This is a genomic window from Lysobacter capsici (assembly GCF_018732085.1).
Classification (GTDB): domain Bacteria; phylum Pseudomonadota; class Gammaproteobacteria; order Xanthomonadales; family Xanthomonadaceae; genus Lysobacter; species Lysobacter capsici_A.
Window position 1 is genome coordinate 1,837,255 of the sequence record NZ_CP076103.1, and the last position, 24,357, is coordinate 1,861,611.

Below are 24,357 nucleotides of genomic sequence, written 5' to 3' on the forward strand. Positions count from 1 at the left end.
AGACATCTGCGCGTGTTGTGTTGCGTCCACGAGTACGTAACCCGCGCATTCGGACACCGGTTGCCCAGTGGGCGAAAGGGTGCCGTCTGCGTTGAGGACTACGCACTCAGACATGGTTTAAGCTCTCACAGCTCTGCGTCGCATTCGAGGCAGTTGGTGTGCAGATCTGCCTGCATGTATCCGCATTGCGGGCAGTCGATCAGCTCATCCGTCTCCTCGCCGCAGTCGGGGCAGAAATCGGTGTCCATCTCCTCTTGGCATTCCAGACAGGCGCGCATGGGTTAGGCCGCCTGCGCGGGCTTGGAAGGCTTGCTTGCGTTAAGCGGCGAAGGGTCGGCAGCAAGCTTGGCGAGCATCGAGACGGGCAGCTGTTCGCGCAGGTACGCGATGGCTTCGTCTTCGGTCAGCAGCTTGAGCGAACGCGCAATGCGCAGATCGCCGTACTCACCGATTTCGATGCTGGCCGGGTCGAGGTAGTACATCGCCGGCTGCAGCGGAGGGAGCTCGCCCAAGCTGATTTTGAAGCGCTCCGGGAACGCATGGCCGTTGTGGACGTAGCCTTCCTGATTCTTGATGTGGTACGGCTCGCCCTTGCGCTCACCGCGCTGGATGGTGCCGCCGCGCTCTTCGACTTGAGCGGAAAGAATCTGCAACTTGATCATGGCTTAGGCCTCAAATGGGTTTTTGTGCGGGATGCGGAAGTGGTCACCTTCGGGCGTAAACATCTCGACGTAGCCAAGGTGCCGAAGCGCTACGCCGGTAGGCGTCCATCCATCGGACTGCCAAGGAGAAATGAAGTTGTAGCCGAGGAAACCGTTAGTCCAAGCAGTGACCTTGTCAGCGACAAGAAGACCCCACTTGCCGATGCGGGGGAGCTCGACCTGGACACGACGCACAACGGCTTCAGGCTGGAACGCAACAAGCTCGCGAAACCATTTCGGTGCGAGCGAGTAAGAGCGCTGCGCACGTGCTGCAAGCGTCATGCCACCAGCGCCATACAACCGAGCGCCCTTGGGCAACTCACGAGCACTGCCCTTGCTCGCGTATTTGGCGATATAGCCGACCGGGCTATGCGCCCACACGGCATTCGACTTGCCATGCGGCCACCAGCCTTGCTCATCGGGAAAAGGCGGTGTCTTTCCGCCTGAGACCCAGAAAACAACGTGGTAATGCGGCTTTCCGGACTGATGGAGTTCCATCACCCACACGTAGGAGAACTGGACCTTGTTGCGCTTAGCCCACTTGCGATAGTGGTCGAGCATCGTGCGCAACTGCTTGGCTTCCCACTCAACGTCAGGCGAGTACGTAAGCGTGAGCAATGCACAGCGGAACTCATGCTCTTGCGCGTAGCGCCACTGCGCGCCCTGCCCTTCGATCCACTGCGAGTAGCCCTTTTCCAGCAGGTCGTTATGGATGGCTTTGGCAGAAGCAATAACAGCACGACGCATCTTGTGCATGCGCGACTCGTGCGACTTCGCAGCATCCACAAGCAAATCTTTTCTTTCTGCATTGTTGGAAAAAGAGACAAGCCCAGCGCGCTCGCCGGTCGCGCTCGCTTCGCTCGCGCGAGCGGCCGAGGCGCGCGTAGTCGGTTCGGCGGTCATGCACCTGCCCTCATCTGCATAACGCGGGCGGCAGCAGCGCCGTGCGGCATCGAAAGGCACAGCAGCAGGCCGTGCACGCCGGCAGGGCCGAAACGCCACTCACTGCGCGCCACGCTGTACGCGCTGCGGAATAGCTTGCGCGGGGTCATGCGCGTCCACCCATGCGCGCCAGGACACGCTGCTCATAGCCGGGGCTGGCGATCGGCGCGCCCATCTGCAAGACCGCTAGGTCGCAGCACTCCTGGCACTCGTAGGGGCCTGGATCGCACTCGTGGTCATCACTCGGATACGGCTTCGCCGCGTCGAGGAACTCATCGATCGTGCCGGTAAAGCCATCAAAAGCGTCATCGGGGCGCGGTGGCGGCCTGCCGCACTCCAAGTGCCCGACCGCGCTGGGTGGCTCGCTGGCGTGCGCGTGTCGCGCTGTAGGGCGGTCTGCGTGGGCTGCGCCCACAAAGGGCAGGTCGTCGACGTAGTCGGGTCCGCCAGGGTCTTTGAGAGGGCCGCCGTCGTGCGCCGTCACTTGGGACAGGTGCAAGGCCTCGCGTTCGGGTTGCTTCGCGAACTGGCGCAGCACGGAGCCGAGTTGCGTAGCTAGAACGATGACGCCGACGGCGGTAAGCAAGGCCGACGCCAGTACCAGCGCGTCAAGGCTGGCTTGGCTACCGGACCGCATTGCGCGGTACAGGATCGGCAGTAGCGCGATCCCGAGGACCACAAGGCCGGCGACCGCGTACGTCTGAATTCGATTCGAAGTGTCCATACCTACCCCCCTAGTGGCCGGGGGTGGTGCCCGGCCCACGGGGGGAGGGGTGCCGGGCACCACCCCCGGCGGTTGCCTTGTCACTTGGCAAGTGACGGGGGCGATGTAAAGTCAGAAGTAACTTTGTGTCAAGTCGGACGTAACAATGAGCGCGCTCAATTCTTTGCTTGACAAAGCAATCGCGAAGTGCGAGCCGAAGAACGATTCGGCCCTAGCGAAGCGCCTAGGCCTGACCAGAGCATCGGTAAGCAGGTGGCGTCACGACGGTGCAATCACGCTGGAACACCTGTCAGCACTGATCAACCTCGCTGGCGAGAAACCGGAGATCGCGATTCTCGTTATGGAGGAGCAAGCGACAACGCCTGCAAGCAGATACGTGTGGGGCACGTTGGCGCGCCGACTCGCGACGGCAGCGATGCTCGCTGTCGTCGCGTTCGGGTCGATCCCTATCGCGAAAGCGTCGATAGAGCAGGGGATTGAAAATCCCCGTGTCGGGGGTTCAATTCCCTCCCCGGCCACCATTTAATACAAAGGCTTAGCTTTCGGGCTAGGCCTTTTGTATTTGGGTTGCACGGAAATTGCACGAATATCGACCTGTGCTACACGTGCCGCAATCAGGCCGCACGAATCCTTCGTCGCGCTATCCATCAGTCGATGACCCGCAATCAAGTCGATCCGCATCGCTGCATATTCCGCGATCCCCACGTTATGTCGTGCGGGTCGGATCGACCGAACATGCAAAGTGTCGCGTGACCCGTCACGTAATCGTTTTGGTCGGCACGGCGCGTAACGATGGCGATGCCCGGGACCGAGACAGGACGAGTCCGGACGCACGGCCGCGATCCATCCCATCCCCGCGCGCACAGTCAAGCCACGACCCATCTGGATCGGGCTTGACAGCCCCGGACGCCGACATTACGTTCGCATTCCCCATCACCGCTGACCGGCGGGCCCAGAGGGATACCATGTCCGAGAGTGTAGCCACCCGCTAATCCTTCGCTGCGCGAAGGTGGGTAACGCGTCGAGTCTTACGCCGTTCGCGCCATGCGAATGGGCGTCGTCGCGTTCGTTTCGGCTACAACCGACATGCGATATGAAAATTTCCCAGCGACAGCCGCGCACATTGCGCGCGCGAGCCATGGGTGGAGCATCGCTCCATCGAACCAACGAAAGCTGGCGCCTGGCCGCCGATACGATCCAGCAAGCCGTCGACGTGGCGCGTTGCCGCGTTCCTGCAGTCGCGGCGCGGCGCTCATGCGCGGCACGCAGGCATTGCCGCGGACGTTCCTGCCGATCCGGCGGCGACGGGCCACGCCACGACATCGTGATGATCAACCGTCGTCTGCGTTGCCCCGACCTCAGACCGAAGCCGCTGCGTTCTCATCCACCCGCTCATCGTCATGGCGAGGTGAGGCCATGCTGAGCCTGCTGATGTTTGCCCGTACGCCTTGTCTCTCAAAACCATGCGCCATGGAGGAGCTTATGCAGATCGCGATCGAACAAGCGCAGCATCACGCCCAGGTATTCGAAGTCACCCGCGCGGCCTTCGCCGGCGACGGCGAAGCGCACCTGGTCGAGCGCCTGCGCGCGGACGGCCTTGTTCGGCTGTCGCTGGTCGCGATCGAGGACGAGCAGGTCGTCGGCCACGTGCTGTTCACCGATTTGGCGGTGACAGTGGACGGGCGTGCGTTGCGGGCGCTGTGCCTGGCGCCGGTGTCGGTGCAGCCGGATTACCAGAACTCCGGCGTGGGTTCGATGTTGATCCGCGAAGGCCTGCGGCAGTCGGCGCAGGCCGGTTTCGAAGCGGTGGTCGTGGTCGGGCATCGAGCCTATTACCCACGTTTCGGCTTCAGCGCGAAGCTCGCCGAAAAACTCGTCGCGCCGTTCTCGGGCGAGGTGTTCATGGCGATCGAACTGGTCGACGGCGCGTTGCAGGGCGAGGCGGGGACGGTCGTCTATCCCGATGCGTTCGGGATCGTCGAGGGTCATTGAGTCGATGCGGAAACACAAAGCCCGGCGATGCGCCGGGCTTTGTTCTGCATGCGCGCTGCATGCACGCGAGCCGACAGCTCAGGGCTGCGGATTGCCACCGCAGTTGACCGTGCGGATGGTGAAGTAGCGGGTGTGATCGCCCCAGTCGAAGGGTTCGCCGCACGAGCCGTACGACCAGCCGCCGACGACTACGGTGCGGGTGGCGTCGGCGTAATAGGTGTAGGTCTGGCTTTGGCCCGGACCCGCGGGCGGAATCGCCGAAGCGGTCAGCGAAACGGCCAGGCCGGCGATGAGCAGCGACAGCTTGGTCCTGCGCGATGCGTGCGTCTTGAACATCCGATTCAACATGCGATCCTCCTTCGTGGCGTTGCCAGGGATTGCGGATGTCTCCGCACTGCTGGTGATACACCAAACGCGGGCATCGCCGCGGGCCTGAGTCGCAGATTCGCGCTCGCGAAGCGTGACTGCGGTCGGAGTGAGACGATCAGGCTTCGGGCACGTAGCCGGCGGGCTTGTCGGCACCGCCGCCGAACAGGAATTTTTCCATTTCCTCCTGCAGGAAGGCGCGGTGCTTGGGGTCCAGCGGCGACAGCCGGTTTTCGTTGATCAGCATGGTCTGGTGCGCCAGCCACTTGGCCCAGGCGGGTTTGCCGATGTCGGCGAAAACGCGCTTGCCCAGTTCGCCGGGCCAGGGCACGAAATCCAGGCCCTCGGTCTCGCGTTGTTCGTATTGGCAGAAAACGCTGCGGCTCATGGGGATGGTCCTGGTTGAAGAAGGGGAGCCGCTCGCGCGGCGAGGACGGCCAGAATTGCGAACGGCGATCAATGCGCCGCTTCGATCAGTTTACGGATCGGCGCCGGGATGCCGAGCGCGGCGAGTTCGGCGCGGGTGTACCAGCGCAGGTCGTCATTGTCGCCGACCGCGTCGCGCAAGGCGACCCGACGCCAGCGCCGCGGCTGCAATTCGAGTTTGTAATGACTGAACGCATGCGCGATCGGCGCCAGTGTTTCGCCGGCGTCGAAGTTCGCGTCGGCCATGTGAGCGGCGAACCACTGCGCGGCCTGCGCCTCGTCGTCGGCCTGCGGCAAGGTCCACAGCGAGGCCCAGATGCCGACCGGCGGACGGCGTTGTAGCAGCACGCGATCGTCGGCGTCGAGCAGCCACAGCACCTGCGCATGACGTTGCGGCGCGACCTTGCCGGGTTTGGGCGTCGGCAATTCGGCGACGCGGCCTTCGATGCGCGCGAGGCACTCGTGTTGCAGCGGGCACAGGATGCACGCGGGATCGGCGCGCGTGCATAAGGTTGCGCCCAAGTCCATCTGCGCCTGGGTGTAGTCGACCATGCGCGCGTGCGGCAGGTGCGATTCGGCCAGCGCCCACAGTTGCCGCTCGATCGCCGGCAGGCCGGGGTAGCCGGCGATGCCGTGGTAGCGGCTGAGCACGCGCTTGACGTTGCCGTCGAGGATGGCGTGGCGATCGCCCCAGGCTTGCGAAGCGATCGCCGCGGCGGTGCTGCGGCCGATGCCGGGCAGCGCGGTCAATGCGTCGAGATCGCGCGGCAGGTCGCCGTCGTGGTGTTCAACGCACAGCTTGGCCGCGGCGTGCAGATTGCGCGCGCGGGCGTAGTAACCCAGCCCCGACCACAGCCCGAGCACGGTATCCATCGGCGCGGCGGCGAGCGCGGGCAGGTTCGGCAATGCGGCGACGAAGCGTTCGAAGTAGGGCGCGGCGGTCTTGACCTGGGTCTGCTGCAGCATGATTTCCGACAGCCACACCCGGTACGGTGTGCGCGGGTGTTGCCAGGGCAGGTCGTGGCGGCCGCTGACGTCGAACCACGCCAGCAGTTTGCCGGCGAAGGCGTCGGTGTCGTCGGTGGTGCGTTTGGCGCTATGGCTGGGGGCTTTCATCGAAACCGGATTGGGTGAACGGCTAGGGCGTCGGGCTCGACGCCGGTGGCGGATCGGCTTGTTCGATCTCGATCTCGACGCCTTCCAGGCGGGCGCCGGAGACTTCGATCCTCGGCGTGCTCAAGGTTCCGCTCAGCGGCGGCAGCAGCGCGCCCTGCGCGCCGGCGTCGACCCATTGCAGCACTTCGGGCAGGCGGAAGCGGCCGTCGAAACGGGTCTGGTCGCGGCGCAATTGCAGCGCGGTGTCGCCGGAGAAATCGGCCGCGCCGCGGTAGTCGAGCACGAACGGCAGCGGCGAATGCGATTGGCCCAGCGGCGGCGGCAGCGCCGGCCAGGCGTCGGGCCATGCGGCGAGTCGACCGTCCAGTTGCAGTTGCATCGTCTCGCCGAACGCGAAGCGCCCGGCCGCATCGACGTTGGGCATCACGCCGGCGCCGCGTACGGCCGCGCCCAATGGCGCCAGGCTGACCTGGCCGTCGCGATAACGCAGCGGAGCGAACAGTCCGAATGCGAACGGCAGGTCGGTATCGCCTGCGCGGTAGCGCGCCTGCGCGGCCAGGCGCATGCGGTCCAGGCCGAGGCCGTCGTCGCCGGCGTGCAGCAGCGCGCCCAGGCGGATGCGCATCGGCAGCTTCCAGTCCTTGGCCTCGACCGCGACCTGGCCGGCGAGGCCGAGTCCGCGAGCGGCGGCGGGACGTTGCAAGGTCGCGGCGAGATCGAACGGCACCTGCACGCCGCTGCTTTGCACGCGGCCTTGCACGCGTCCGCGCGCGGGTCGGTCCGGATGCAGTTCGGCGATGGCGATGGCGATGTCGTCGATCGACCAACCCGCGCCGCCGACCCGGCCGCGCGTCACGCGCAAGCCATCGCTCAACGAGGGCAGGCGCAGCGGTTCGTTCGACGATGGGCGCGTCGCCAGCCAGTGTTGCAACGCGGCGATATCGAGTTGCGGCGCGTCGAGCTCGACGCGCTCCACGTCCAGCGCCGCGCCAGCGGCGCGGATCGTGCTCCACGGCAGCGACAGGTACACGCGTTCGGCGCGCAGCAGCGGCGTGGCCGCGCCGGGTTCGCGCGCGACCAGATCGCGCACCTCCAGCATCGGCGTGCCGCGCAGGCGGTATTCGCTGGCGCCGCTGGCGGTGATCTCCAGCCCGAGCGCCTTGCCGGCCTGGCCGAGCACGATCCAGCTGACCTGGCTGGGCCGCGACACCCAACGCAGGCCGATCAGCGCGAGCAACAGCAGCGCCGCGACGATCAGCAGTTTCCTGCGCCAGCGTCGCGGCCGCGGCGGGCGAGGCGCGGGCGGCGCCGTCGTGTCCGCGGGCATCGCGCCTCAGCCGCCGAGCGCTTCGGGCAGCAGCGCGTCGACGAAGGCTTCGGCGTCGAACACGCGCAGGTCTTCCGGGCGTTCGCCGATGCCGGCGAAGCGGATCGGAATGCCGAACTCGCGCGCCAGCGCGAACACCACGCCGCCCTTGGCGGTGCCGTCGAGCTTGGTCACCACCAGTCCCGTTACGCCTACCGCCGCATGGAACTGGCGCAGCTGCGACAAGGCGTTCTGGCCGGTGGTGCCGTCGATCACCATCAACACTTCGTGCGGCGCGGTCGGGTCGACCTTGCCGAGCACGCGGCGGATCTTGCCCAGTTCGGCCATCAGTCCGGCCTGGGTGTGCAGGCGCCCGGCGGTGTCGGCGATCAGCACCTGGGTGCCGCGCGCCTTGGCCGCCTGCAGGGCGTCGAACGCGACCGAGGCGGCGTCGGCGTTCTGGCCCTGGGCGATCACCGGCACGCCGTTGCGTTCGCCCCAGGCCTGCAACTGCGCGACCGCGGCGGCGCGGAAGGTGTCGCCGGCGGCGAGCATCAGCGGACGGCCTTCGTCGCGAAAGCGCTTGGCCAACTTGCCGATGGTGGTGGTCTTGCCGACGCCGTTGACGCCGACGGTCAGCAGCACGAAGGGTTTGGCGTTGACGTCGATCACCAGCGGCTTGGCCACCGGCTGCAGCATCGCGATCAGGTCGGCGCGCAATGCCGCCAGCAGCGCGTTGGCGTCGGCGAACTCGCGCGACTTCATGCGCTTGCGCAGGTTTTCGATCAGCGCGGTGGTCGCGCCGACGCCGACGTCGGCGGTGATCAGCGCGGTCTCGATTTCGTCGAGCAGGTCGTCGTCCAGGCGCGGGTTGCGCGAGAACAGGCCGCCGAAGCTGCGCGCGAACGCGCTGCCGCGCAGGCGTTCGCGCCAGCCGAGCTTGCCGGCGGGCGCGGCGGGTTTGTCGATGTAGTCGGTCGGTTCGACCGGTTCGGTTTCGGCCGAGATGGTCTGGACCGGCGGCGGTGCGGACGGCTGCACCACGGGCGCGGCCGGGGAGGGCATCGGCTGGACAGCGACGGGTGCGACGGCGGGCGGTGCTTGTTCGGCAGGCGCTTGCGCCGCGGGAGCGGGCACCACCGGCGCAGGCACCACGGCGGCGGGTGCGACCGGCTGCGTCGCAGGCTCTGCCAGTCCGGCCGTCTTCGGTTGCGCGAGCGGCGGTTCGATCTCGAGCAGGGCGGCCACGACTTCCGGCGGCACCGGGGGCTCGGTGGCGCGCGATGGGTCCGCCGGCGGGTGTGGGGCGGCGGGCGGTTCAGGCGCGTCGGCTTCGGGTGGCTGCGCGTTCGGGAACGCGGCGGCCAATTCTTCGGTGCTGAAGCCGCGCTCGGCCGATTTTTCGGCGGCGGTTTCGTTTTTCTTGCGGCGGAAAAAGCTGAGCATGAGACGGGAGATGGGGCCATGCGCGAGAATCACCACATGCTAGCACCGGCCCCCAGAGTCCCCCGATGAACACTTTTCGACGCGGCTCGCGCGGCGGCGCCGACGCCGGCCCGCCGCGCTCCCCGCGCAGCCCCGCCAAGCCAGGCGCCGCCGGCGCCCACAACGCGCAGGCCGGCAAGGTGCGGATCATCGGCGGGCACTGGCGCGGCACCCGACTCAACGTGGGCGACGCGCCCGGGCTGCGGCCGACCTCCGACCGAGTGCGCGAAACCTTGTTCAACTGGCTGATCCCGGCCTTGCCCGGCGCGCGCGTGCTCGACCTGTTCGCCGGCAGCGGCGCGCTCGGCATGGAGGCGCTGTCGCGCGGCGCGGCGTCGGCGGTGCTGGTCGAACGCGACCCGGCCCTGGCCGCGGAACTGCGCGCGCTGGCCGGGCGCCTGCACGGCGGCGAGGCGGCCCAGGTGGTCCAGGCCGACGCGCTGGCGTGGCTGGCGCAACAGCCGCCGGCCGGCGAGGGCGACGCGCCGGGCTTCGATCTGGCCTTCGTCGATCCGCCGTTCGCGGCCGGGCTGTGGGACGCGGTCTGGCCGCTGCTGTTGCCGAGGCTGGCGCCTGCGGCCTGGCTGTACGTCGAAGCCCCGGCCGACGCCGCGATCGAACTGCCGGCGCAATGGGACCGACATCGCGAAGGCGCCACCCGCGACGTGCGCTACGCGCTGTACCGCCGCCGGCCGGCCTGAGCGCGCGGCCGCGACCCCGGCCCGGCGCCCCGCTGCGGGTGCTGACCGGCGCGCGCGGACGGCTGCTACACTGCGCCGCATCCGGCGGGGGCGGCCCACCCGCTCCCTGTCATTCCATCAGCGAACGACCATCGAATGAGCTCGGCCCGCAACCGAATCGCCGTCTATCCCGGCACGTTCGACCCCATCACCAACGGCCACATCGACCTGGTCGACCGCGCCGCTCCCTTGTTCGAACGGCTGATCATCGGCGTGGCCGAAAGCCCGAGCAAAGGTCCGGCGCTGCCGTTGGAAGTGCGGGTGGACCTCGCCCGCGAAGCGGTCGCCCATCATCCGCATGTCGAAGTGCGCGGCTTCAATTCGCTGCTGGCCCATTTCGTCGCCGAAGTCGGCGGCGGGGTGTTGCTGCGCGGGCTGCGCGCGGTGTCCGACTTCGAATACGAATTCCAGCTCGCGAGCATGAACCGCCATCTGATCCCGGAGGTCGAGACCTTGTTCCTGACCCCGGCCGAGCAGTACGGCTTCATTTCCTCCTCGCTGGTGCGCGAGATCGCGCGCCTGGGCGGCGACGTCTCGGGCTTCGTGCCGCCGGCCGTGGCCGCGGCGCTGCAGGCCGAATGGCGGCGCAGCAAGCAACACTGATCACCCACACGACACACGACCAATCCTTAAGGGGCTTACGATGAAAACTTCCTCCCGCTTGCTGCTGATCGCCTGCCTGACGCTGCCGTTCGTGGCCGCCTGCCAGAAAGAAGAGAAGAAGGAGGTTGTCGAGGCCGCCCCGTTGTCGGCGCCCAAGACCAGCGACGAAAACGCCTGGAACGCGTATCTGACCGACGTGGTCAAGCGCAATCTCGACAACGTCACCGGCAGCACCTACGTCTACGTCCTGCCGGCGCCGGAAGCGCCGACCTTCCAGGGCGACTACGAGCGCATGCTGGAAAAGGCCCAGACCGACCTGTCGCGCGGCATCCTTGAAGGCAACCTGGTCGCGTTCGGCTCGCCGAATTCGGCCAAGAGCGCCGACCTCGCCGTGGCCGCGCTGTCGAAGGCCGAGCCGGGCACGATGAAGGGCGTCAAGTTCATCTTCATCGGCGACGCGGCCGACAACGAGCGCGTCAAGGCCGCCGCCGCGCCGGCCGGCGTGAACTACGTGTTCGCGCAGGTCAAGTAATCCGCTGCGATCGGCGGGCCGGCGCGGTGCGTTTACCGCGTCGACAGGCCGTCGGCATGTAGCGGTCGCGCTGGCGACCGATGCAGCACCGCAGTATCGAATCGAGCCGCTGATGCGGCTCGATTTTTTTTATGGATCGATCGCCCGAACCCATACCCACAACACCGATCACACCTGAACAACGCCATCAGGCCACCGATCCCCGCCCGCGCGACGCAGCATCCCGGTCCATGGCTATGCCCCGCGACCCGGGAGCCCTAAACTGGCCGCATGCGCTGCCATAGCGAATTCCGCTGCTCCCTCGGCGCTGCCTGCCCATGTCGCTGAAGATCAACGAGCTGTGCGTCAACTGCGACGTCTGCGAACCGGCCTGTCCCAATCAGGCCATCGCCCAGGGCGAGACGATCTATGTGATCGATCCGGCGCGTTGCACCGAATGCGTCGGTCATTACGACGAGCCGCAATGCGTGGTCGTGTGTCCGGTCGAGTGCATCGACAAGGACCCCGCCCACCCCGAATCCGAGCCGCAGCTGCTGGAAAAACTGCGGCGTCTACAACTGGAGTGAACCCGATGCGCAAGATGCCGTGGCCGCGAGCCGGTGCGTTGTCCCCGTGGCTGCTGGCCTCGCTGTTGCTGATCGCCGCGCCCGCGTACTGCGAAGCGCCCGCGCAAAAAACCGCCGCGCGCGCGCAGGCCGGCGCGACCGCCGCGCATCCGCCCGGCGCCGCGATCGCCAGCGCGCATTCGCTGTCGACCCAGGCCGGTCTGGACATCATCGGCAAGGGCGGCAACGCCTTCGACGCCGCGGTCGCGGTGTCCTCGACCTTGTCGGTGGTCGAACCGATCAGCTCGGGCATCGGCGGCGGCGGTTTCTTCCTGCTGCATGACGCGAAGAGCGGACGCGATGTGTTCGTCGACGCGCGCGAGACCGCGCCGGCCGCGGCCACTCCCTCCGCGTACCTCGACGACAAGGGCGAGCTCAACCGCGATCGCGCCACCAACGGCCCGTGGTCGGCCGGTATCCCGGGGCTTCCGGCCGCGCTGGTGCATCTGGCGCAGAAGTACGGCAAGTTGCCGCTCAAGACCTCGCTGGCGCCGGCGATCCGGATCGCGCACGAAGGCTTCCCGATCTACCCGCGCCTGGAAAAAGGCTACGGCAGCCGCCGCGAGGTGATGGAGCGTTACCGCGGCACCCGCGAGGTGTTTCTCGCCGCCGGTCACGCGCCCAAGACCGGCGAAATCCTCAAGCAGCCCGATCTGGCGCGCACGCTGGAACTGCTCGCGGCCAAGGGTTTCGACGGTTTCTATCGCGGCGACGTCGCCGACAAGCTGCTCGCCGCGGTCAAGGAAGAGGGCGGCCAATGGCAGGCCAGCGAACTGGCCGGCTATAAAGTCCGCGAGCGCGAACCGCTGCGGCTGAAGTACCGCGGCTGGGACATCGTGACCGCGCCACCGCCGTCCTCGGGCGGCGTGGCGATGGCCGAGATCCTGCAGATAGTCGAAGGCTGGGATCTGAGCAAGCTCGATCCCGCGCACCGCACCCACATCCTGGCCGAGGCGATGCGCCGCGCCTACCGCGACCGCACCATCTACCTGGGCGATCCGGACTTCGTGAAGATGCCGCTCGCGCGCCTGACCAGCCCGGATTACGCCGCCGGCCTGCGCGCGACGATCCATCCGGACAAGGCCACCCCGAGCGATCTGCTGTCGGGCCAGCCGGCGCCGCTGGAAGACGACGAAACCACCCATTTCTCGATCATCGACCGCGATGGCAACCGGGTCTCGGCGACGCAGACGGTCAACCTGCTGTACGGCTCGGGCATGGTCGCGCCGGGTACCGGCGTGCTGCTCAACAACGAGATGGACGACTTCGCCCTGCGCCCGGGCACGCCCAACGCCTTCGGCGTGATGGGTTTCGCCGCCAACGCGCCGCAACCGGGCAAGCGCATGCTCAGCTCGATGACGCCGAGCTTCCTGGAGTCGCAGGACAAGGTGATCGCGGTCGGCGCCCCCGGCGGCAGCCGCATCATCACCCAGGTGCTGCTGGCGATCCTGGCCTACGACGCCGGCCTGCAACCGCAGCAGGTCGCCGCGCTGCCGCGCATCCATCACCAGTGGATGCCGGACGTGATCTCGGCCGAACAAGGCGCGCTCGATGCCGACACGGTCGCCAAGCTGCAAGCCATGGGCCACAAGGTCAACGCCGGCGAATCGAGCTGGGGCAACCTGCAGACGGTGATGTGGGACAAGCGCGCCAACACCTTGTCCGGCGGCACCGATCCGCGCAATCCGGTGGGGCAGGCGGATGTGTTGTTGAAGCCCTGAGAAGCCGGGAATTGGGAATTGGGAATTGGGAATCGTAAAAGCGGCTGGGTCGGCTCTGGCTGTTCCGATTCCCCATTCCCGCCGCGTGTCGGTGACATGCGCAGGTGTTGTCGAAGCTCCGATGGGCCGGAAATTGGGAGTCGGGAATCGTAAAGCGGCTGTGTCGGCCTTGGCCGTTCCGATTCCCCATTCCCGATTCCCCATTCCCGTCGCGTGTCAAACCGATGGCGCACCCGCCACGCCGTGCAGTAGATTGCGCCGCATGGACAGCACGCACGGCGTTTCAGGACAGGGGAATCGGCAATGAGTGACGACGACAAGCGTTGGTATACCCGCGTGCCCGCGATCTCGATCGCCCTGGTCGCGTTTCTCGTCGCCCTGACCACGCTGATCAACAACGTGCGCGAGATCGGCGGGCTCAAGGACAAGACCCCGCCCGCGTCGGCCACCACCACGCCGGCCGCGCCGCTGGTCAAGCCCGAGGCGCCCAAGGCGCCGTCGCGGTATTCGGTGCTGCTGACCCTGGAAAAGATCGAAGTGATCAACGACGGCACCAGCGGCAGCACCTCGTGGTCGTTCGACGTCAGCGCCGGCGGCCAGGATCTGTTCGAACTGCCGGCGCGCGACTACATCGATACCGAGGAAGGCCGCAACGTCACCCCGCGCACCAGCGACCCGTCGATGGGGCGGGTGGTCCTGGTCCCGGGCCAGGAAATGCTGATCAAGATCAGCGGCCGCTCGTCCGGGCTGATCAGCAAGACCTCGGCCAGCGGCACCGCGACCCTGGTCGCCGAGCGCGCGCTCGCGCCGGTGCGGGTGGCCGCGGCCGATCCGCGCGACGGCGAGTTCGTGTTTCATTTCGCTACCGCGGCTACGGCGCAATAAAGCCGGAAATAGGGAATCGGGAATAGGGAATAGGGAATCGTAAAAGCGGTCCGCCGCGATCACGCTGTTTCGATTCCCGATTCCCGATTCCCGATTCCCGGCCGCGAGCGGCAATTAAGCCGGGAATGGGGAATAGGGAATCGGAAAGGCAAACGGCGGCGTGGCCTGCTTTTGCGATTCCCGATTCCCGATTCTCCATTCCCGATTCCCGGCCCCGACCGGCTAAAATCGAACCTCCCCCGCCAACCCGGTAGAACCGCCATGAAACTCTGGTCGATCCTGGGCAACTCGCAGAAGCTCGACGGCGGCGCGATGTTCGGCAACGCGCCGCGCGCGATGTGGGCCAAATGGTCGCCGCCCGACGAACACAACCGCATCGCGTTGGCCTGCCGCGCGCTGCTCGCCAGCCCGCTGGCCGGCAAGACGGTGTTGTTCGAGGCCGGCATCGGCGCGTTCTTCGAACCCAAGCTGCGCGAGCGCTACGGCGTGGTCGAAGATCGCCATGTGCTGATCGAGTCGCTGGCCAAGGCCGGTTTCGCGCCGCAGGACATCGACGTGGTGGTGCTGTCGCATCTGCATTTCGACCACGCCGGCGGCCTGCTCGCGCCGTGGTCGGAAGGGCAGGCGCCGCAGCTGTTGTTCCCGAATGCGTCGTATCTCGTCGGCCGCGAACACTACGAGCGCGCGCGCCATCCGCACGCGCGCGACCGCGCGAGCTTCATCGCCGAACTGCCGCAATTGCTGGAAGCCACCGGCCGCCTGGAACTGGTCGAAGGCGCGCATTCGAAACTGCTCGGCGACAGCGTGCGCTTTCACTACAGCGACGGCCACACGCCCGGCCTGATGCTGGCCGAGATCGTCGGCCCCGAGCGCGACGACGGCCAGCCGCACGGCGGCGTGGTGTTCTGCGCGGACCTGATTCCCGGCCGGCCGTGGGTGCATGTGCCGATCACCATGGGCTACGACCGCAACGCCGAGCTGCTGATCGACGAGAAGAAAGCCTTCCTCAGCGACAAGCTCGAACGCAACGTGCATCTGTTCTTCACCCACGATCCCGAGTGCGCGCTGGCCCAGGTGGTGCGCGACGACAAGGGCAAGTTCGGCACCACCCACGAAGTCGCCGAATTGCAGGCGCGGGCCTTGGCTGCATGAACCCGCGCCGCGCGACGCGGCGTTGGCGCGGCCTCGCGTTTGTCGCGATGCTGCTGGTCTGCGCCGTCTGCCCGGTGTCGGCGCAGGACACCGCGGACGGCGAGCCGCTGGGCGATCCGCAGGCCGGCAAGGGCTTGTCGGATCGCGATTTCGGCGTGGTCACGCGGCAGTTCGGTCTCGATCGCCGGGTCGAGATGTATCAGTGGCGGCGCGAGTTCGGCATCGCCACCCAGGGCGAAGGTTACGAGCGGGTCTGGAATGCGGCGCCGATCGACTCGGCCGGTTTCACTTCGGGCTACGTCAACCCGACGAAGATGCCGCTGGAGAACAAGCGCTGGTGGTCGGAGTCGGCGACGCTCGACGGCAAGCCGCTCGGCAGCGAAGTGTTGCGCGCGGTCGGCGAGTGGCGGGTGTTCCGGCCGAATTTCAGCCGTTTGCCGGCGAATCTGGCGGCGACGTTCCAGCCCGAAGGCGATGGCCTGGGCAGCTCGGAGAATCCGCTCGATCCGCAGATCGGCGACTTGCGCGTGACCTGGCGCGAACTGCGCCTGCCGTCGTTGGAGGGCAAGCTGGAACTGCGCGACGGCGTGTGGCACCTGCGCCCCGAAGCGATCGCCGCGGCCTTGAATCCGGCGGCGGCGCGCGAGCGCGCGATCGTGGCGGGGCCGGAGCCGGAGGACAAGCGCTGGTCGCCGGGGTGGTTCGCGCTGGCGGTCGTGTTGGCGCTTGGGTTGCTGTATCGCTTGCGCAGGCGGCGTCGGGCGAAGGCGGAAGCTAAGTCGTAGTTGGGCAGGTCGGCTGCGTCGTGGCTACCGCCGAAAGGCGTCGGTGTGTTTCGCCTTTATTGCTCGTCATTCCCGCGAACGCGGGAATCCAGTGACTTTCATGCCGACGAGGTCAAGCGATGGTAGATCGACGGACAGCGGCAACTTCAAAGGCACTGGATGTTCGGCTCCGCCGAAGTAAAGCAGAGCCCGCGTTCGCGGGAATGACGAGCGGGGCGGTAGCCTGCATAGGCAGCGGCAGCGCAAGCAGTGACACCAAGCTGGATTCTTCGCGTCTGAAACGAAAGCGTCGGGGCTCAAGCCCCTCCCACAAAAGATTGCGCGGCATCGAAGTCTTTTGTGGGAGGGGCTTGAGCCCCGACGCTTTTCGACCGGTTCGCGATGAATCGCACCAGCGACCTCAAGCGCCAACCCAACGACTTCAAGCGCCACGCCCACGACATCAAGCGTAATGCTTGGTCCCGAAAATCTTGTCGCCCGCATCGCCCAATCCCGGCAGGATATAGCCGACCTCGTTGAGCCGCTCGTCGACCGAGGCGGTGAACACTTCCACGTCCGGATGCCGTGCTTCCAACGCCTTGAGCCCCTCCGGCGCGGCGACCAGGAACAGCCCCTTGATGCGCTTGCAGCCGGCGTTCTTGAGCAGGTCGACGGTGGCGATCAGGCTGCCGCCGGTGGCGAGCATCGGGTCGAGGATCAGCGCGGTGCGCTCGTCCATGCGGCCGGTGAGTTTTTCGTAGTAGCCGACCGGCTGCAGGGTCTGTTCGTCGCGCTGCAGGCCGACCACGCCGACCTTCGCCGCCGGAATCAGTTCCAGCACGCCCGGCAGCATGCCCAGGCCGGCGCGCAGGATCGGCACCAGGGTGACCTTCGCGCCCTTGATCCGGCGGGTGACGACCGGCCCGGCCCAGCCTTCGACCACGGCCTCCTCGGTTTCCAGATCGGCGGTGGCCTCGTAGGTCAGCAGGGTCGCGACTTCCGAGGCCAGCTCGCGAAACGACTTGGTGCTGTTGTCGGCGCGGCGCATCAGGCCGAGTTTGTGCTGCACCAGCGGGTGGCGGACTTCTACGATTTTCATGAGGGGCCTGGGGATACGAACGGGGGTTGCCGCAAGGATTGATGGTTACGGGTCAACGCGCAAGCGCGGTTTTGTCGGTCGCCCGAATGGAAAGCCGCGGCTTCTTATTCGCCTAGCTCTTCGTTGCACAGTTCTTCGGCGACTTCGCGCATCGATTCGAGCTTGAAATCCAAAACCCTCTTCGCGGCCTCGGCATCGCCATTGCCCTTGAGCCGGTCGTACACCTCGAAGCTCTCGTCGTAAACGACGTTGGTGGCGTAATTGGCGAAAAACGCTTTCGAAGCAAGCTGGTCGGGCCCGAATGCGCCGATGGCATCGGCCGGCGTCCGCTTCCTGTCGCTCACGCGCAGTTTGAGTTCCCGCTCCGCCCATTCGCCGGCGCGCTTGCAATAACCCGCGTCCTTTACCGCCTTGGCCCGGGCATCGACGGCCGCCAGGCAAAGCGACGCGCCGATGAACGCCACGGCGAAGGAATTCACGCAATTGCCGATTCGGCAATGGCCGGCCGTACGCGCGGAGTCTTGCGTCTTCATGTCGTTCCTTGAGCGTTGTTGAATGTCCATTTCAAGCGGCGTCACAGCGCGATGCGTTTCACCCGCAGGCTCGGTGGCATCGCGTCGTCGAAGGTCCAGCGGTAACGGAAAGGGTAGTCTTCGGACATCGCGACGAGGCCGCCCGCCTCAAACGTCGCCGAAACGAAGATTTCGGCGCAATCGCAATACAGCAGCCAGCGCGGGGTTTGCATGCCGGCATCGAATAAAGCCAGGAAGCCTTCGGCTTCGAAGGCCCCGCCGCCGCCGATGACGAGGCGTCCGTCCTCAGCCCGGGCTTCGAACCCGGGATAGAGCGTCGCCATGCCGGCATCGTCGCAAGGCGGCGCAAGCGAATCGCGATCGGCCAATTGCAGGTTATCGCAGGGACTTCCGTGCAGGGCGAACCAACGCCCGTCGTGAAGCCGCAGGCCGTTCGCCACCGGCAGCTCGAACGACTCGGTGGCAAGGATGCGCGGAAGCACCGTGGCGGTGTCGCGTTCGCTCAGCGGCCCGACTCAGGCCGTGCGCACGTACTTGATTTCGATCCCGTCGCTGCCGCCGATCGCGGCGCGCAGCACGGTGATCAGCGAGCCGGCGTTGAGATGGTCGATCTCGATCATGTCGACCACCGCGTGATCGATCCAGTAGTCCTGATCCTTGCTGTCTTCTTCTTCCAGCGCGGCGACCAGGATCTGCAGTTCCTCTTCGCTGATCTCGCCGATGTCGGCGCCGGTTTCCTTGTTCGACAAACGAATCATTCCGTGAACTCCTGAAGGTCAGCGCTGAGTGTAGACAAGCCGGCGGCGAGCGAGAAGCGGCTTTCGCGCGCTCCTCGCTCGTGTCCATTCACTCCTGGGTTTTCAGGCCGCGGCCGCCTGCTGCGCGTGCGGGCCTTCGCGCAGGGCGCGGCCGACCATCGACACCAGCAGCTCCAGCTCGTCGCTGGCGATGGTGAAGTTCGGGGTGAAGCGCAGCGAATTCACGCCGCCGTGGATCACGCCGATGCCGCGCTCGCGCAGCCATTCCTCGGTGGAACCGGCGCCGAAGCACTTGAACTGCGGGGCGAGTTCGCACGAGAACAGCAGGCCGGTGCCCTGGACCTTGGTGATCAGGCCGCCGAGCTCGCTCTTGAGCTTCTCCAGCTTTTCGATCGCCTCCTGGCCGCGCGCGCGGATGTTGGCGCGCAGCTGCGGGGTGACCTGCTCGAGCACGGCGACGGCGACGTCGAGCGCGCGCGGGTTGCTGGTCATGGTGTTGCCGTACAGACCCTTGCGGTACAGCGAGGCGGCGCGTTCGCCGACCGCGAGCACCGACAGCGGGTATTGGCCGGCGTTGAGCGCCTTGGAGTAGGTTTCCATGTCCGGCGCGTCGAGGCCTTCGAAGCCGGGGTAGTCGATGATCGACAGCACGCCGTGCGCGCGCAGGCCGGCCTGGATCGAATCGACCAGCAGCATCGAGCCGTGGTTGCGGGTCAGCTCGCGCGCGGCGGCGTAGAACGCCGGCGGCACGCCGCGGCCCGGGTCGCCTTCGCCCATCACCGGTTCCAGGAACATCGCTTCGACGAACCAGCCGTTGCTGTCGGCATCGGCGAAGGCTTTCTTGAGCGCGTCGATGTCATAGGGCTCGACGGTGATCACCGAGTCCTCGTGGCGGAAGCTGGCCAGATGCTGCACGTAGGCCTTGCGCGAGGAATCCGAATACAGCGCCGGGCGCTCGGTGCGGCCGTGGAAGCTGCCCTTGATGACGATGCGCTTGATCGCGCGGCCGGCGTACTTGGCGCCCGGGTCGGTCATCAGCTTGCTGTTGACGTCGGCGATGCGCGCGGCCAGCGAGACCGATTCGGAACCCGAGTTCAGGCAGAAGAAGCGCTCGTAGGGACAGCCGCCGCGTTCGGCGCCGATGGCCGCGCGCAGGGCGCGCTCGAAGCGCAGCTGCGACAGCGAGGGGGTCATGATGTTGGCCATCACCTGCGGCTTGGCCATCGCCGCGATCACCGCCGACGGGGTGTGGCCGAAACCGAGCATGCCGTAGCCGCCCGAGTCGTGCAGCACCGCGCCCTTGAGGGTGACCACCCAGGGGCCGCGCGCGGACAGGGCGATGTACGGGTTGACGCCGTCGTCGGGGTAGAAATTGACGTAGCCGTCCTGGACCGCGTGGATCTGCGCATCTTCGTCCAGGTCGAGCAGGTCGGCGTGCAGGTCGCGGATCAGCGCGTATTCGGCGGCGGCCGCGGCGATGGCTTCGGCCAGGTCGGGATGATTGACCGCGAAACGCACGACGGTGTCGTCGTCCAGGCCGAGGGTGCGGCGCTTGCCGGCATGGGCGCGCAGCGGCGCGAGTTGGTTGAGCAGGTTGGTCATCTCGATCTCCAAAAGGTGTCCGGCGTCCGGCCGGGTTGACTACGTGGGAGACCGTCCGCCCTCATGGCTGGACGCTCGCAGTTGCAGCAGCCCCCGGCTGCCAAGCGCCATCTCTCACAAACACCGAAGCGGCCCTGAAACGGCCTCTTCGCTAACTCGTTGAAATGCCGGAACCTCGCGCAAGAATTTTGCGTGGTGCCATCGCCTTTCGACGATTTTTCGTTTCATTTCAATGATTTATGGGAGTCTATCACGCCCCGTGTTCGCCGATAACCCCCTGGGACGGGGCGGTTCATTGGCCGGGCCGGGGGCGCTTGGCGACGCTGGTGACGCTTGTCACCGGCGATGGATGCTTTCGCCCACTGCCGCCGCCGCGGCGCAGCGCCGACAGTGAAGTCATCTTCCGGCAACCCGTGTGGAGCCGCTCATGACCGCCATCCATCCGTTCCACCGCGTCGTCGCCGCGACCGTGCGCGCCGGCGGCGCGGCGGCCGTCGTGGCGCCCATGCCCGGCGCGCTGGCGCCGTGGCTGCGCTACCGCTGCGGCACTGCGATCGTCACGCCGATCGCGAATCGCAGCGGCGGCGAGCGCCGGCGCGATGCCAGCCCGGCGCCGATCGCTTGAGATCGTCGCCGCGTACCTGCCATGCCGCGGATGCGGATGATCGCGGTCGCTCGCGCATCGGCGCGGTGATCGAGGCGTGGCCATGTCGCACCGGGCGGCGCCGCGCCGGCGATGCAGGCATTCGAGATCGAAGCCGTCGAACTCCGCTAAAGTCCGCAACGACCGTGACCCGCGGCCGGCCTGAATCGTTCAGATCGACCCGTTTGCATCGTTGCGCTCCGATCATCCGCCGTCGAGCTGCACGCACCCGCTGCGCGCGGGTGCCGATCGCACCGTAGGACCTTCGAACATGCGTCTGCACACCCCGCCGATCGACACGCAAGACAACCTGCTGGGTTGGCACCTGGCGTCGTTGCTGTACCTGAGTTTCGTGTTCATCCCGCTGTTCTTCTGGCAGCCGCCGTGGTGGATCATCGCCATGGCGATCGCCTCGGTGGTCGCGTTCCTGCCGATCTACTGGGCGTTCTATCGCGGCGGTTCCAAGCTGCGGCTGTGGCTGGTGCTGGCGGTGGCGGGCATCGGTTACGGGGTGTTGCCTTACGGCATCGGCGGCGGCACGTACCTGATCTTCGCCGCCGGCATGATCGCCAGCTTCCTGCCGCGCTGGCACGGGCTGGCGCTGGCGGTGGCGCTGTTCGCGATCTTCAGCGTCGAGGCGCTGTTGATTCTTCCGCCGGAGTTCTCGCCGGTGTCGAGCGTGCTGATCCAGACCCTGGTCGGCGCGATCGTCTATGCCGGCGTGCTGGCCGCGCGTTCGCGCGAGCTGCGCAACGCCGAGCTGCGCCTCACTCAAGAGGAAGTGCGGCGCCTGGCCAGCCTGGCCGAGCGCGAACGCATCGGCCGCGACCTGCACGATCTGCTCGGCCACACCTTGTCGGTGGTGGTGCTCAAGTCGCAGCTCGCCGCGCGGTTGCTCGAGCACGACAAGAAGGCCGCGCAGGACCAGATCTGCGAAGTCGAGCGGGTCGCGCGCGAAGCGCTGACCCAGGTGCGCGAAGCGGTCGCCGGCATCCGCGCCAACGGCCTGCAGGCCGAACTCGCGGCGGCGCGTCTGGCCTTGCTCGGCGGCGAGATCAGCCTGGATCACAAGCTCGCGCCGGTGGATATTCCGCTCAACGTCGAAGCCGCGCTGGCGCTGGCGCTGCGCGAATCGGTGACCAACGTGCTGCGGCATGCGCGCGCGCGCCGGGTCGATGTCGAACTGACCCAGGACGCGCGCGGCGGCATCGTGCTGCGCATCGCCGACGACGGCCGCGGCGGCGTGAGCGGCGAGGGCCACGGCCTGACCGGCATGCGCGAACGCCTGCATTCGGTCGGCGGCGTGGTCGAGATCGAAAGTCCCAACGGCGCCGGCACGCGCCTGAGTCTGCTGGTGTCGCGCGAGGCGCTCGCCGCCGCGCGCCGGCTGCCGGCGCCCGCCGCCACTCCCGGGACCGCGCGCGAGCCGGTCCTGCTCGAACGAGGTACCGCATGATCCGTTTGTTGCTCGCCGAAGATCAGGCCCTGGTACGCGGCGCGCTCGCCGCGCTGCTGAACCTGGAACCCGACATCGAAGTCGTCGCCGAAGCCGGCGACGGCGCCACCGCCTGGGAGGCGGTCAAGCGCGTCCAGCCCGACATGGTGGTGACCGATATCGAGATGCCCGGGATGACCGGCATCGACCTGGCGATGCGGGTACGCGATTCGGGCATGCCGACCCGGGTGGTGATCGTGACTACCTTTGGCCGCGCCGGTTATCTGCGCCGGGCGATGGACGCCGGCGTGCGCGGTTACCTGCTCAAGGACGCGCCGGCCGGGCAACTGGCCGAAGCGCTGCGCCAGGTGCATCGCGGCGGCCGCGCGATCGACCCGCAGCTCGCGGTCGCCGCGTGGAGCGACGAAGACCCGCTGACCGAACGCGAGCGGCAGGTGCTGCGGCTGGCCGGCGAAGGGCTGTCCACCGCCGAGATCGGCGAGCGCCTGCACCTTAGTCAGGGCACGGTGCGCAATTACCTGTCCGAAGCGATCGGCAAGCTCGACAGCAGCAACCGGATCGAGGCGTATCGGCGGGCCCGGCAGAACGGGTGGCTGTAGACCCGCCGCGCCGGGTTGCCTCCTGATCGCGGCCTCGATGCCTGCCTGTAGGAGCGGCGCAAGCCGCGACCGCGACTTCTCGGCTGGCGTCGCAATCTGCAAGAACGCGGTCGCGGCTCGCGCCGCTCCTACAGGGGGTGGCCGAAACACCACCTCGGCGGGTCGGCCGTAGCGGCCGCCATAAATCCGAGGCATCCCCTCATCGCGGCCTCGATGCCACCGTGTAGGAGCGGCGCAAGCCGCGACCGCGACCCCGCGGCCACGCTGTAACCTGCAAGAACGCGGTCGCGGCTTACGCCGCTCCTGCAGGGGCGGGCGGGGCGCCACCTGGCCGGGTGGCCTCGTTAAGCACGCCCCCACTTTTGCCGATCCACCCAACACCCCGGATAATGGCCGCCTCCCCGATTCCGACCCCGGCGTTCACCGCCGTCCGGCATCGCCCGCGTCCGCCCGTCCGAGCCGGCTTGCACCGGTCCCGACCCCTGCGGCGCCTCGCGCCCAACGATTCTGGTTTCTTGAAAAAGTCCGATTTCAACTACGAACTGCCGCCCGAGCTGATCGCCCAGGCGCCCCTGGCCGAGCGTTCGGCCAGCCGCCTGCTGGTGGTCCCGCCCGCGCCCGCGCCGCGCGAGGATCGGGTGTTCAGCGACCTGCCGCAACTGCTCCAGCCCGGCGACCTGCTGGTCTTCAACGACACCCGGGTGATCCCGGCGCGCCTGTTCGGGCAGAAAAGCACCGGCGGGCGGGTCGAGATCCTGATCGAGCGCCTACTCGGCGGCAGCGAAGCGCGGGCCCAGCTTGGCGTGAGCAAGTCGCCGAAAGAAGGCGCGCGCATCGCCCTGGACGCCGGCGGCGAGGTCGAGGTGCTCGGCCGCGACGGCGAGTTCTATCGCCTGCGCTTCCACGTGCCCGAATCACTGGAGCAATGGCTGCTGCACGCCGGCCGCCTGCCGTTGCCGCCGTACATCCAGCGCGAACCCGGCCAGGACGACGACGAGCGCTACCAGACCGTGTTCGCGCGCGAGATCGGCGCGGTCGCCGCGCCGACCGCGGGCCTGCACTTCGATGAAACCCTGCTGGCGCGGTTGCGCGAGCGCGGGATCGAATTCGGCCACGTCACCTTGCACGTCGGCGCCGGCACCTTCCAGCCGGTGCGCGCCGACAGCCTCGACCAGCACGTGATGCACAGCGAGTGGCTCAACGTCGGCGCAGGCCTGATCGAACAGATCCGCCGCTGCCGCGCGCGCGGTGGGCGGGTGATCGCGGTCGGCACGACGGTGGTGCGCGCGCTGGAAAGCGCGATCCGCCTGAACCCGGCCGACGACGGCGAACTGCTGCCGTTCGCCGGCGAAACCCGCTTGTTCATCCTGCCGGGCTATCGGATCAGCTCGGTCGACGGCCTGATCACCAATTTCCATCTGCCCGAAAGCACGCTGCTGATGCTGGTCTCGGCGTTCTCGGGCAAGGACCAAGTGTTCGCCGCGTACGCGCACGCGATCGAGCAGCGCTATCGCTTCTTCTCCTACGGCGACGCGATGCTGCTGTGGCCACTCGCAGCCGATTAGCCCCGCCGACCTGGCCCGAAGCGACAAAACCGCAAGCCGTCC

28 protein-coding genes are annotated in these 24,357 nt (G+C 67.4%); 14 read left to right on the plus strand and 14 right to left on the minus strand.

The features are described 5' to 3' along the window. Positions 1-125: 125 nt before the first annotated feature. The 4 genes from KME82_RS07505 to KME82_RS07520 all read right to left on the minus strand — a co-directional run bounded on the left by KME82_RS07505 (position 126) and on the right by KME82_RS07520 (position 2,367). Entirely contained in the window at positions 126-278 is a 153-nt protein-coding gene (locus KME82_RS07505) for a hypothetical protein (RefSeq protein WP_215497960.1), read from the minus strand. Positions 279-281: 3 nt separating this feature from the next. Beyond that, positions 282-662, minus strand: coding sequence for a single-stranded DNA-binding protein (locus tag KME82_RS07510; protein ID WP_215497961.1), 381 nt, complete (start codon positions 660-662; stop codon positions 282-284). A gap of 3 nt (positions 663-665) precedes the next feature. Further along, positions 666-1,604: an inovirus Gp2 family protein gene (locus tag KME82_RS07515; RefSeq protein ID WP_215497962.1), complete on the minus strand. Its 939-nt coding sequence runs from the start codon at positions 1,602-1,604 to the stop codon at positions 666-668. Positions 1,605-1,749: 145 nt separating this feature from the next. Continuing rightward, positions 1,750-2,367, minus strand: a complete 618-nt coding sequence (locus KME82_RS07520) for a hypothetical protein (protein WP_215497963.1) — start codon at positions 2,365-2,367, stop codon at positions 1,750-1,752. Positions 2,368-2,512: 145 nt separating this feature from the next. Between KME82_RS07520 and KME82_RS07525 the strand changes: the two genes are divergently transcribed. Together KME82_RS07525 and KME82_RS07530 are read left to right on the plus strand one after the other, a co-directional pair. Beyond that, a complete protein-coding gene (locus tag KME82_RS07525) occupies positions 2,513-2,893 on the plus strand; it encodes a DUF3693 domain-containing protein (RefSeq protein ID WP_215497964.1) in 381 nt (126 codons plus the stop codon). Between the two features lie 956 nt (positions 2,894-3,849). Continuing rightward, the gene (locus KME82_RS07530) at positions 3,850-4,359 is read left to right on the plus strand and encodes a GNAT family N-acetyltransferase (protein ID WP_215497965.1); all 510 of its coding nucleotides are present in this window, start codon (positions 3,850-3,852) and stop codon (positions 4,357-4,359) included. A gap of 78 nt (positions 4,360-4,437) precedes the next feature. Here KME82_RS07530 and KME82_RS07535 read toward each other — a convergent pair whose 3' ends face one another. From KME82_RS07535 to ftsY, 5 genes are all read right to left on the minus strand, one after another. After that, positions 4,438-4,707, minus strand: a complete 270-nt coding sequence (locus KME82_RS07535) for a hypothetical protein (RefSeq protein WP_215497966.1) — start codon at positions 4,705-4,707, stop codon at positions 4,438-4,440. A gap of 136 nt (positions 4,708-4,843) precedes the next feature. Beyond that, positions 4,844-5,113, minus strand: coding sequence for an oxidative damage protection protein (locus KME82_RS07540; protein WP_215497967.1), 270 nt, complete (start codon positions 5,111-5,113; stop codon positions 4,844-4,846). A 68-nt stretch (positions 5,114-5,181) separates the two neighbouring features. Beyond that, positions 5,182-6,267 (minus strand): A/G-specific adenine glycosylase, encoded by a 1,086-nt coding sequence (gene mutY, locus KME82_RS07545; protein WP_215497968.1) that lies wholly within the window; start codon positions 6,265-6,267, stop codon positions 5,182-5,184. A gap of 22 nt (positions 6,268-6,289) precedes the next feature. Continuing rightward, positions 6,290-7,594: a hypothetical protein gene (locus KME82_RS07550; protein ID WP_215497969.1), complete on the minus strand. Its 1,305-nt coding sequence runs from the start codon at positions 7,592-7,594 to the stop codon at positions 6,290-6,292. Positions 7,595-7,600: 6 nt separating this feature from the next. Then, on the minus strand, positions 7,601-9,019 hold the full coding sequence (gene ftsY / locus KME82_RS07555) for a signal recognition particle-docking protein FtsY (RefSeq protein WP_215497970.1): 1,419 nt from the start codon (positions 9,017-9,019) through the stop codon (positions 7,601-7,603). A gap of 65 nt (positions 9,020-9,084) precedes the next feature. Here ftsY and rsmD point away from each other — a divergent pair, with 65 nt between their 5' ends. From rsmD to KME82_RS07595, 8 genes are all read left to right on the plus strand, one after another. Further along, positions 9,085-9,759, plus strand: a complete 675-nt coding sequence (gene rsmD, locus KME82_RS07560) for a 16S rRNA (guanine(966)-N(2))-methyltransferase RsmD (RefSeq protein ID WP_215497971.1) — start codon at positions 9,085-9,087, stop codon at positions 9,757-9,759. A gap of 135 nt (positions 9,760-9,894) precedes the next feature. Beyond that, complete coding sequence (gene coaD / locus KME82_RS07565; protein ID WP_036101968.1) at positions 9,895-10,401, plus strand: pantetheine-phosphate adenylyltransferase; 507 nt, start codon at positions 9,895-9,897, stop codon at positions 10,399-10,401. 40 nt (positions 10,402-10,441) lie between these two features. Beyond that, a complete protein-coding gene (locus KME82_RS07570) occupies positions 10,442-10,933 on the plus strand; it encodes a hypothetical protein (protein WP_215497972.1) in 492 nt (163 codons plus the stop codon). 317 nt (positions 10,934-11,250) lie between these two features. Further along, complete coding sequence (locus KME82_RS07575; RefSeq protein ID WP_036101971.1) at positions 11,251-11,499, plus strand: YfhL family 4Fe-4S dicluster ferredoxin; 249 nt, start codon at positions 11,251-11,253, stop codon at positions 11,497-11,499. A 14-nt stretch (positions 11,500-11,513) separates the two neighbouring features. Beyond that, entirely contained in the window at positions 11,514-13,259 is a 1,746-nt protein-coding gene (gene ggt, locus KME82_RS07580) for a gamma-glutamyltransferase (RefSeq protein ID WP_215499008.1), read from the plus strand. Between the two features lie 303 nt (positions 13,260-13,562). Continuing rightward, positions 13,563-14,144: a hypothetical protein gene (locus KME82_RS07585; protein ID WP_215497973.1), complete on the plus strand. Its 582-nt coding sequence runs from the start codon at positions 13,563-13,565 to the stop codon at positions 14,142-14,144. 261 nt (positions 14,145-14,405) lie between these two features. Further along, on the plus strand, positions 14,406-15,296 hold the full coding sequence (locus KME82_RS07590) for an MBL fold metallo-hydrolase (RefSeq protein WP_215497974.1): 891 nt from the start codon (positions 14,406-14,408) through the stop codon (positions 15,294-15,296). Beyond that, positions 15,293-16,081 (plus strand): TMEM43 family protein, encoded by a 789-nt coding sequence (locus KME82_RS07595; RefSeq protein WP_215497975.1) that lies wholly within the window; start codon positions 15,293-15,295, stop codon positions 16,079-16,081. The genes KME82_RS07590 and KME82_RS07595 overlap by 4 nt, the downstream gene beginning before the upstream one ends. Before the next feature lie 442 nt (positions 16,082-16,523). Here KME82_RS07595 and upp read toward each other — a convergent pair whose 3' ends face one another. The 5 genes from upp to KME82_RS07620 form a co-directional block, all read right to left on the minus strand. Further along, complete coding sequence (gene upp, locus KME82_RS07600; RefSeq protein WP_056116669.1) at positions 16,524-17,159, minus strand: uracil phosphoribosyltransferase; 636 nt, start codon at positions 17,157-17,159, stop codon at positions 16,524-16,526. A 104-nt stretch (positions 17,160-17,263) separates the two neighbouring features. Further along, positions 17,264-17,692 (minus strand): hypothetical protein, encoded by a 429-nt coding sequence (locus KME82_RS07605; protein WP_215497976.1) that lies wholly within the window; start codon positions 17,690-17,692, stop codon positions 17,264-17,266. A gap of 41 nt (positions 17,693-17,733) precedes the next feature. After that, the gene (locus KME82_RS07610) at positions 17,734-18,174 is read right to left on the minus strand and encodes a hypothetical protein (RefSeq protein WP_215497977.1); all 441 of its coding nucleotides are present in this window, start codon (positions 18,172-18,174) and stop codon (positions 17,734-17,736) included. A 33-nt stretch (positions 18,175-18,207) separates the two neighbouring features. Beyond that, positions 18,208-18,450 (minus strand): hypothetical protein, encoded by a 243-nt coding sequence (locus tag KME82_RS07615; RefSeq protein ID WP_056116665.1) that lies wholly within the window; start codon positions 18,448-18,450, stop codon positions 18,208-18,210. A gap of 102 nt (positions 18,451-18,552) precedes the next feature. Then, complete coding sequence (locus KME82_RS07620; protein ID WP_215497978.1) at positions 18,553-20,052, minus strand: aminotransferase class III-fold pyridoxal phosphate-dependent enzyme; 1,500 nt, start codon at positions 20,050-20,052, stop codon at positions 18,553-18,555. Between the two features lie 427 nt (positions 20,053-20,479). Between KME82_RS07620 and KME82_RS07625 the strand changes: the two genes are divergently transcribed. The 4 genes from KME82_RS07625 to queA all read left to right on the plus strand — a co-directional run bounded on the left by KME82_RS07625 (position 20,480) and on the right by queA (position 24,315). After that, positions 20,480-20,677, plus strand: coding sequence for a hypothetical protein (locus KME82_RS07625; RefSeq protein WP_215497979.1), 198 nt, complete (start codon positions 20,480-20,482; stop codon positions 20,675-20,677). A 289-nt stretch (positions 20,678-20,966) separates the two neighbouring features. Further along, entirely contained in the window at positions 20,967-22,151 is a 1,185-nt protein-coding gene (locus tag KME82_RS07630) for a sensor histidine kinase (protein ID WP_215497980.1), read from the plus strand. Then, positions 22,148-22,750 (plus strand): response regulator transcription factor, encoded by a 603-nt coding sequence (locus KME82_RS07635; protein ID WP_036101987.1) that lies wholly within the window; start codon positions 22,148-22,150, stop codon positions 22,748-22,750. Before KME82_RS07630 ends, KME82_RS07635 begins: the two co-directional genes overlap by 4 nt. A gap of 515 nt (positions 22,751-23,265) precedes the next feature. Beyond that, positions 23,266-24,315, plus strand: a complete 1,050-nt coding sequence (gene queA, locus KME82_RS07640; RefSeq protein ID WP_215497981.1) for a tRNA preQ1(34) S-adenosylmethionine ribosyltransferase-isomerase QueA — start codon at positions 23,266-23,268, stop codon at positions 24,313-24,315. The last annotated feature ends 42 nt before the right edge of the window (positions 24,316-24,357 follow it).

Excerpts from the sequence above, each read along its gene's own strand:
- KME82_RS07505 (WP_215497960.1), bottom strand. The coding sequence starts at position 278 with ATGCGCGCCTGTCTGGAATGCCAAGAGGAGATGGACACCGATTTCTGC.
- KME82_RS07510 (WP_215497961.1), bottom strand. The coding sequence starts at position 662 with ATGATCAAGTTGCAGATTCTTTCCGCTCAAGTCGAAGAGCGCGGCGGC.
- KME82_RS07515 (WP_215497962.1), bottom strand. The coding sequence starts at position 1,604 with ATGACCGCCGAACCGACTACGCGCGCCTCGGCCGCTCGCGCGAGCGAA.
- KME82_RS07520 (WP_215497963.1), bottom strand. The coding sequence starts at position 2,367 with ATGGACACTTCGAATCGAATTCAGACGTACGCGGTCGCCGGCCTTGTG.
- KME82_RS07525 (WP_215497964.1), top strand. The coding sequence starts at position 2,513 with ATGAGCGCGCTCAATTCTTTGCTTGACAAAGCAATCGCGAAGTGCGAG.
- KME82_RS07530 (WP_215497965.1), top strand. The coding sequence starts at position 3,850 with ATGCAGATCGCGATCGAACAAGCGCAGCATCACGCCCAGGTATTCGAA.
- KME82_RS07535 (WP_215497966.1), bottom strand. The coding sequence starts at position 4,707 with ATGTTGAATCGGATGTTCAAGACGCACGCATCGCGCAGGACCAAGCTG.
- KME82_RS07540 (WP_215497967.1), bottom strand. The coding sequence starts at position 5,113 with ATGAGCCGCAGCGTTTTCTGCCAATACGAACAACGCGAGACCGAGGGC.
- mutY (WP_215497968.1), bottom strand. The coding sequence starts at position 6,267 with ATGAAAGCCCCCAGCCATAGCGCCAAACGCACCACCGACGACACCGAC.
- KME82_RS07550 (WP_215497969.1), bottom strand. The coding sequence starts at position 7,594 with ATGCCCGCGGACACGACGGCGCCGCCCGCGCCTCGCCCGCCGCGGCCG.
- ftsY (WP_215497970.1), bottom strand. The coding sequence starts at position 9,019 with ATGCTCAGCTTTTTCCGCCGCAAGAAAAACGAAACCGCCGCCGAAAAA.
- rsmD (WP_215497971.1), top strand. The coding sequence starts at position 9,085 with ATGAACACTTTTCGACGCGGCTCGCGCGGCGGCGCCGACGCCGGCCCG.
- coaD (WP_036101968.1), top strand. The coding sequence starts at position 9,895 with ATGAGCTCGGCCCGCAACCGAATCGCCGTCTATCCCGGCACGTTCGAC.
- KME82_RS07570 (WP_215497972.1), top strand. The coding sequence starts at position 10,442 with ATGAAAACTTCCTCCCGCTTGCTGCTGATCGCCTGCCTGACGCTGCCG.
- KME82_RS07575 (WP_036101971.1), top strand. The coding sequence starts at position 11,251 with ATGTCGCTGAAGATCAACGAGCTGTGCGTCAACTGCGACGTCTGCGAA.
- ggt (WP_215499008.1), top strand. The coding sequence starts at position 11,514 with ATGCCGTGGCCGCGAGCCGGTGCGTTGTCCCCGTGGCTGCTGGCCTCG.
- KME82_RS07585 (WP_215497973.1), top strand. The coding sequence starts at position 13,563 with ATGAGTGACGACGACAAGCGTTGGTATACCCGCGTGCCCGCGATCTCG.
- KME82_RS07590 (WP_215497974.1), top strand. The coding sequence starts at position 14,406 with ATGAAACTCTGGTCGATCCTGGGCAACTCGCAGAAGCTCGACGGCGGC.
- KME82_RS07595 (WP_215497975.1), top strand. The coding sequence starts at position 15,293 with ATGAACCCGCGCCGCGCGACGCGGCGTTGGCGCGGCCTCGCGTTTGTC.
- upp (WP_056116669.1), bottom strand. The coding sequence starts at position 17,159 with ATGAAAATCGTAGAAGTCCGCCACCCGCTGGTGCAGCACAAACTCGGC.
- KME82_RS07605 (WP_215497976.1), bottom strand. The coding sequence starts at position 17,692 with ATGAAGACGCAAGACTCCGCGCGTACGGCCGGCCATTGCCGAATCGGC.
- KME82_RS07615 (WP_056116665.1), bottom strand. The coding sequence starts at position 18,450 with ATGATTCGTTTGTCGAACAAGGAAACCGGCGCCGACATCGGCGAGATC.
- KME82_RS07620 (WP_215497978.1), bottom strand. The coding sequence starts at position 20,052 with ATGACCAACCTGCTCAACCAACTCGCGCCGCTGCGCGCCCATGCCGGC.
- KME82_RS07625 (WP_215497979.1), top strand. The coding sequence starts at position 20,480 with ATGACCGCCATCCATCCGTTCCACCGCGTCGTCGCCGCGACCGTGCGC.
- KME82_RS07630 (WP_215497980.1), top strand. The coding sequence starts at position 20,967 with ATGCGTCTGCACACCCCGCCGATCGACACGCAAGACAACCTGCTGGGT.
- KME82_RS07635 (WP_036101987.1), top strand. The coding sequence starts at position 22,148 with ATGATCCGTTTGTTGCTCGCCGAAGATCAGGCCCTGGTACGCGGCGCG.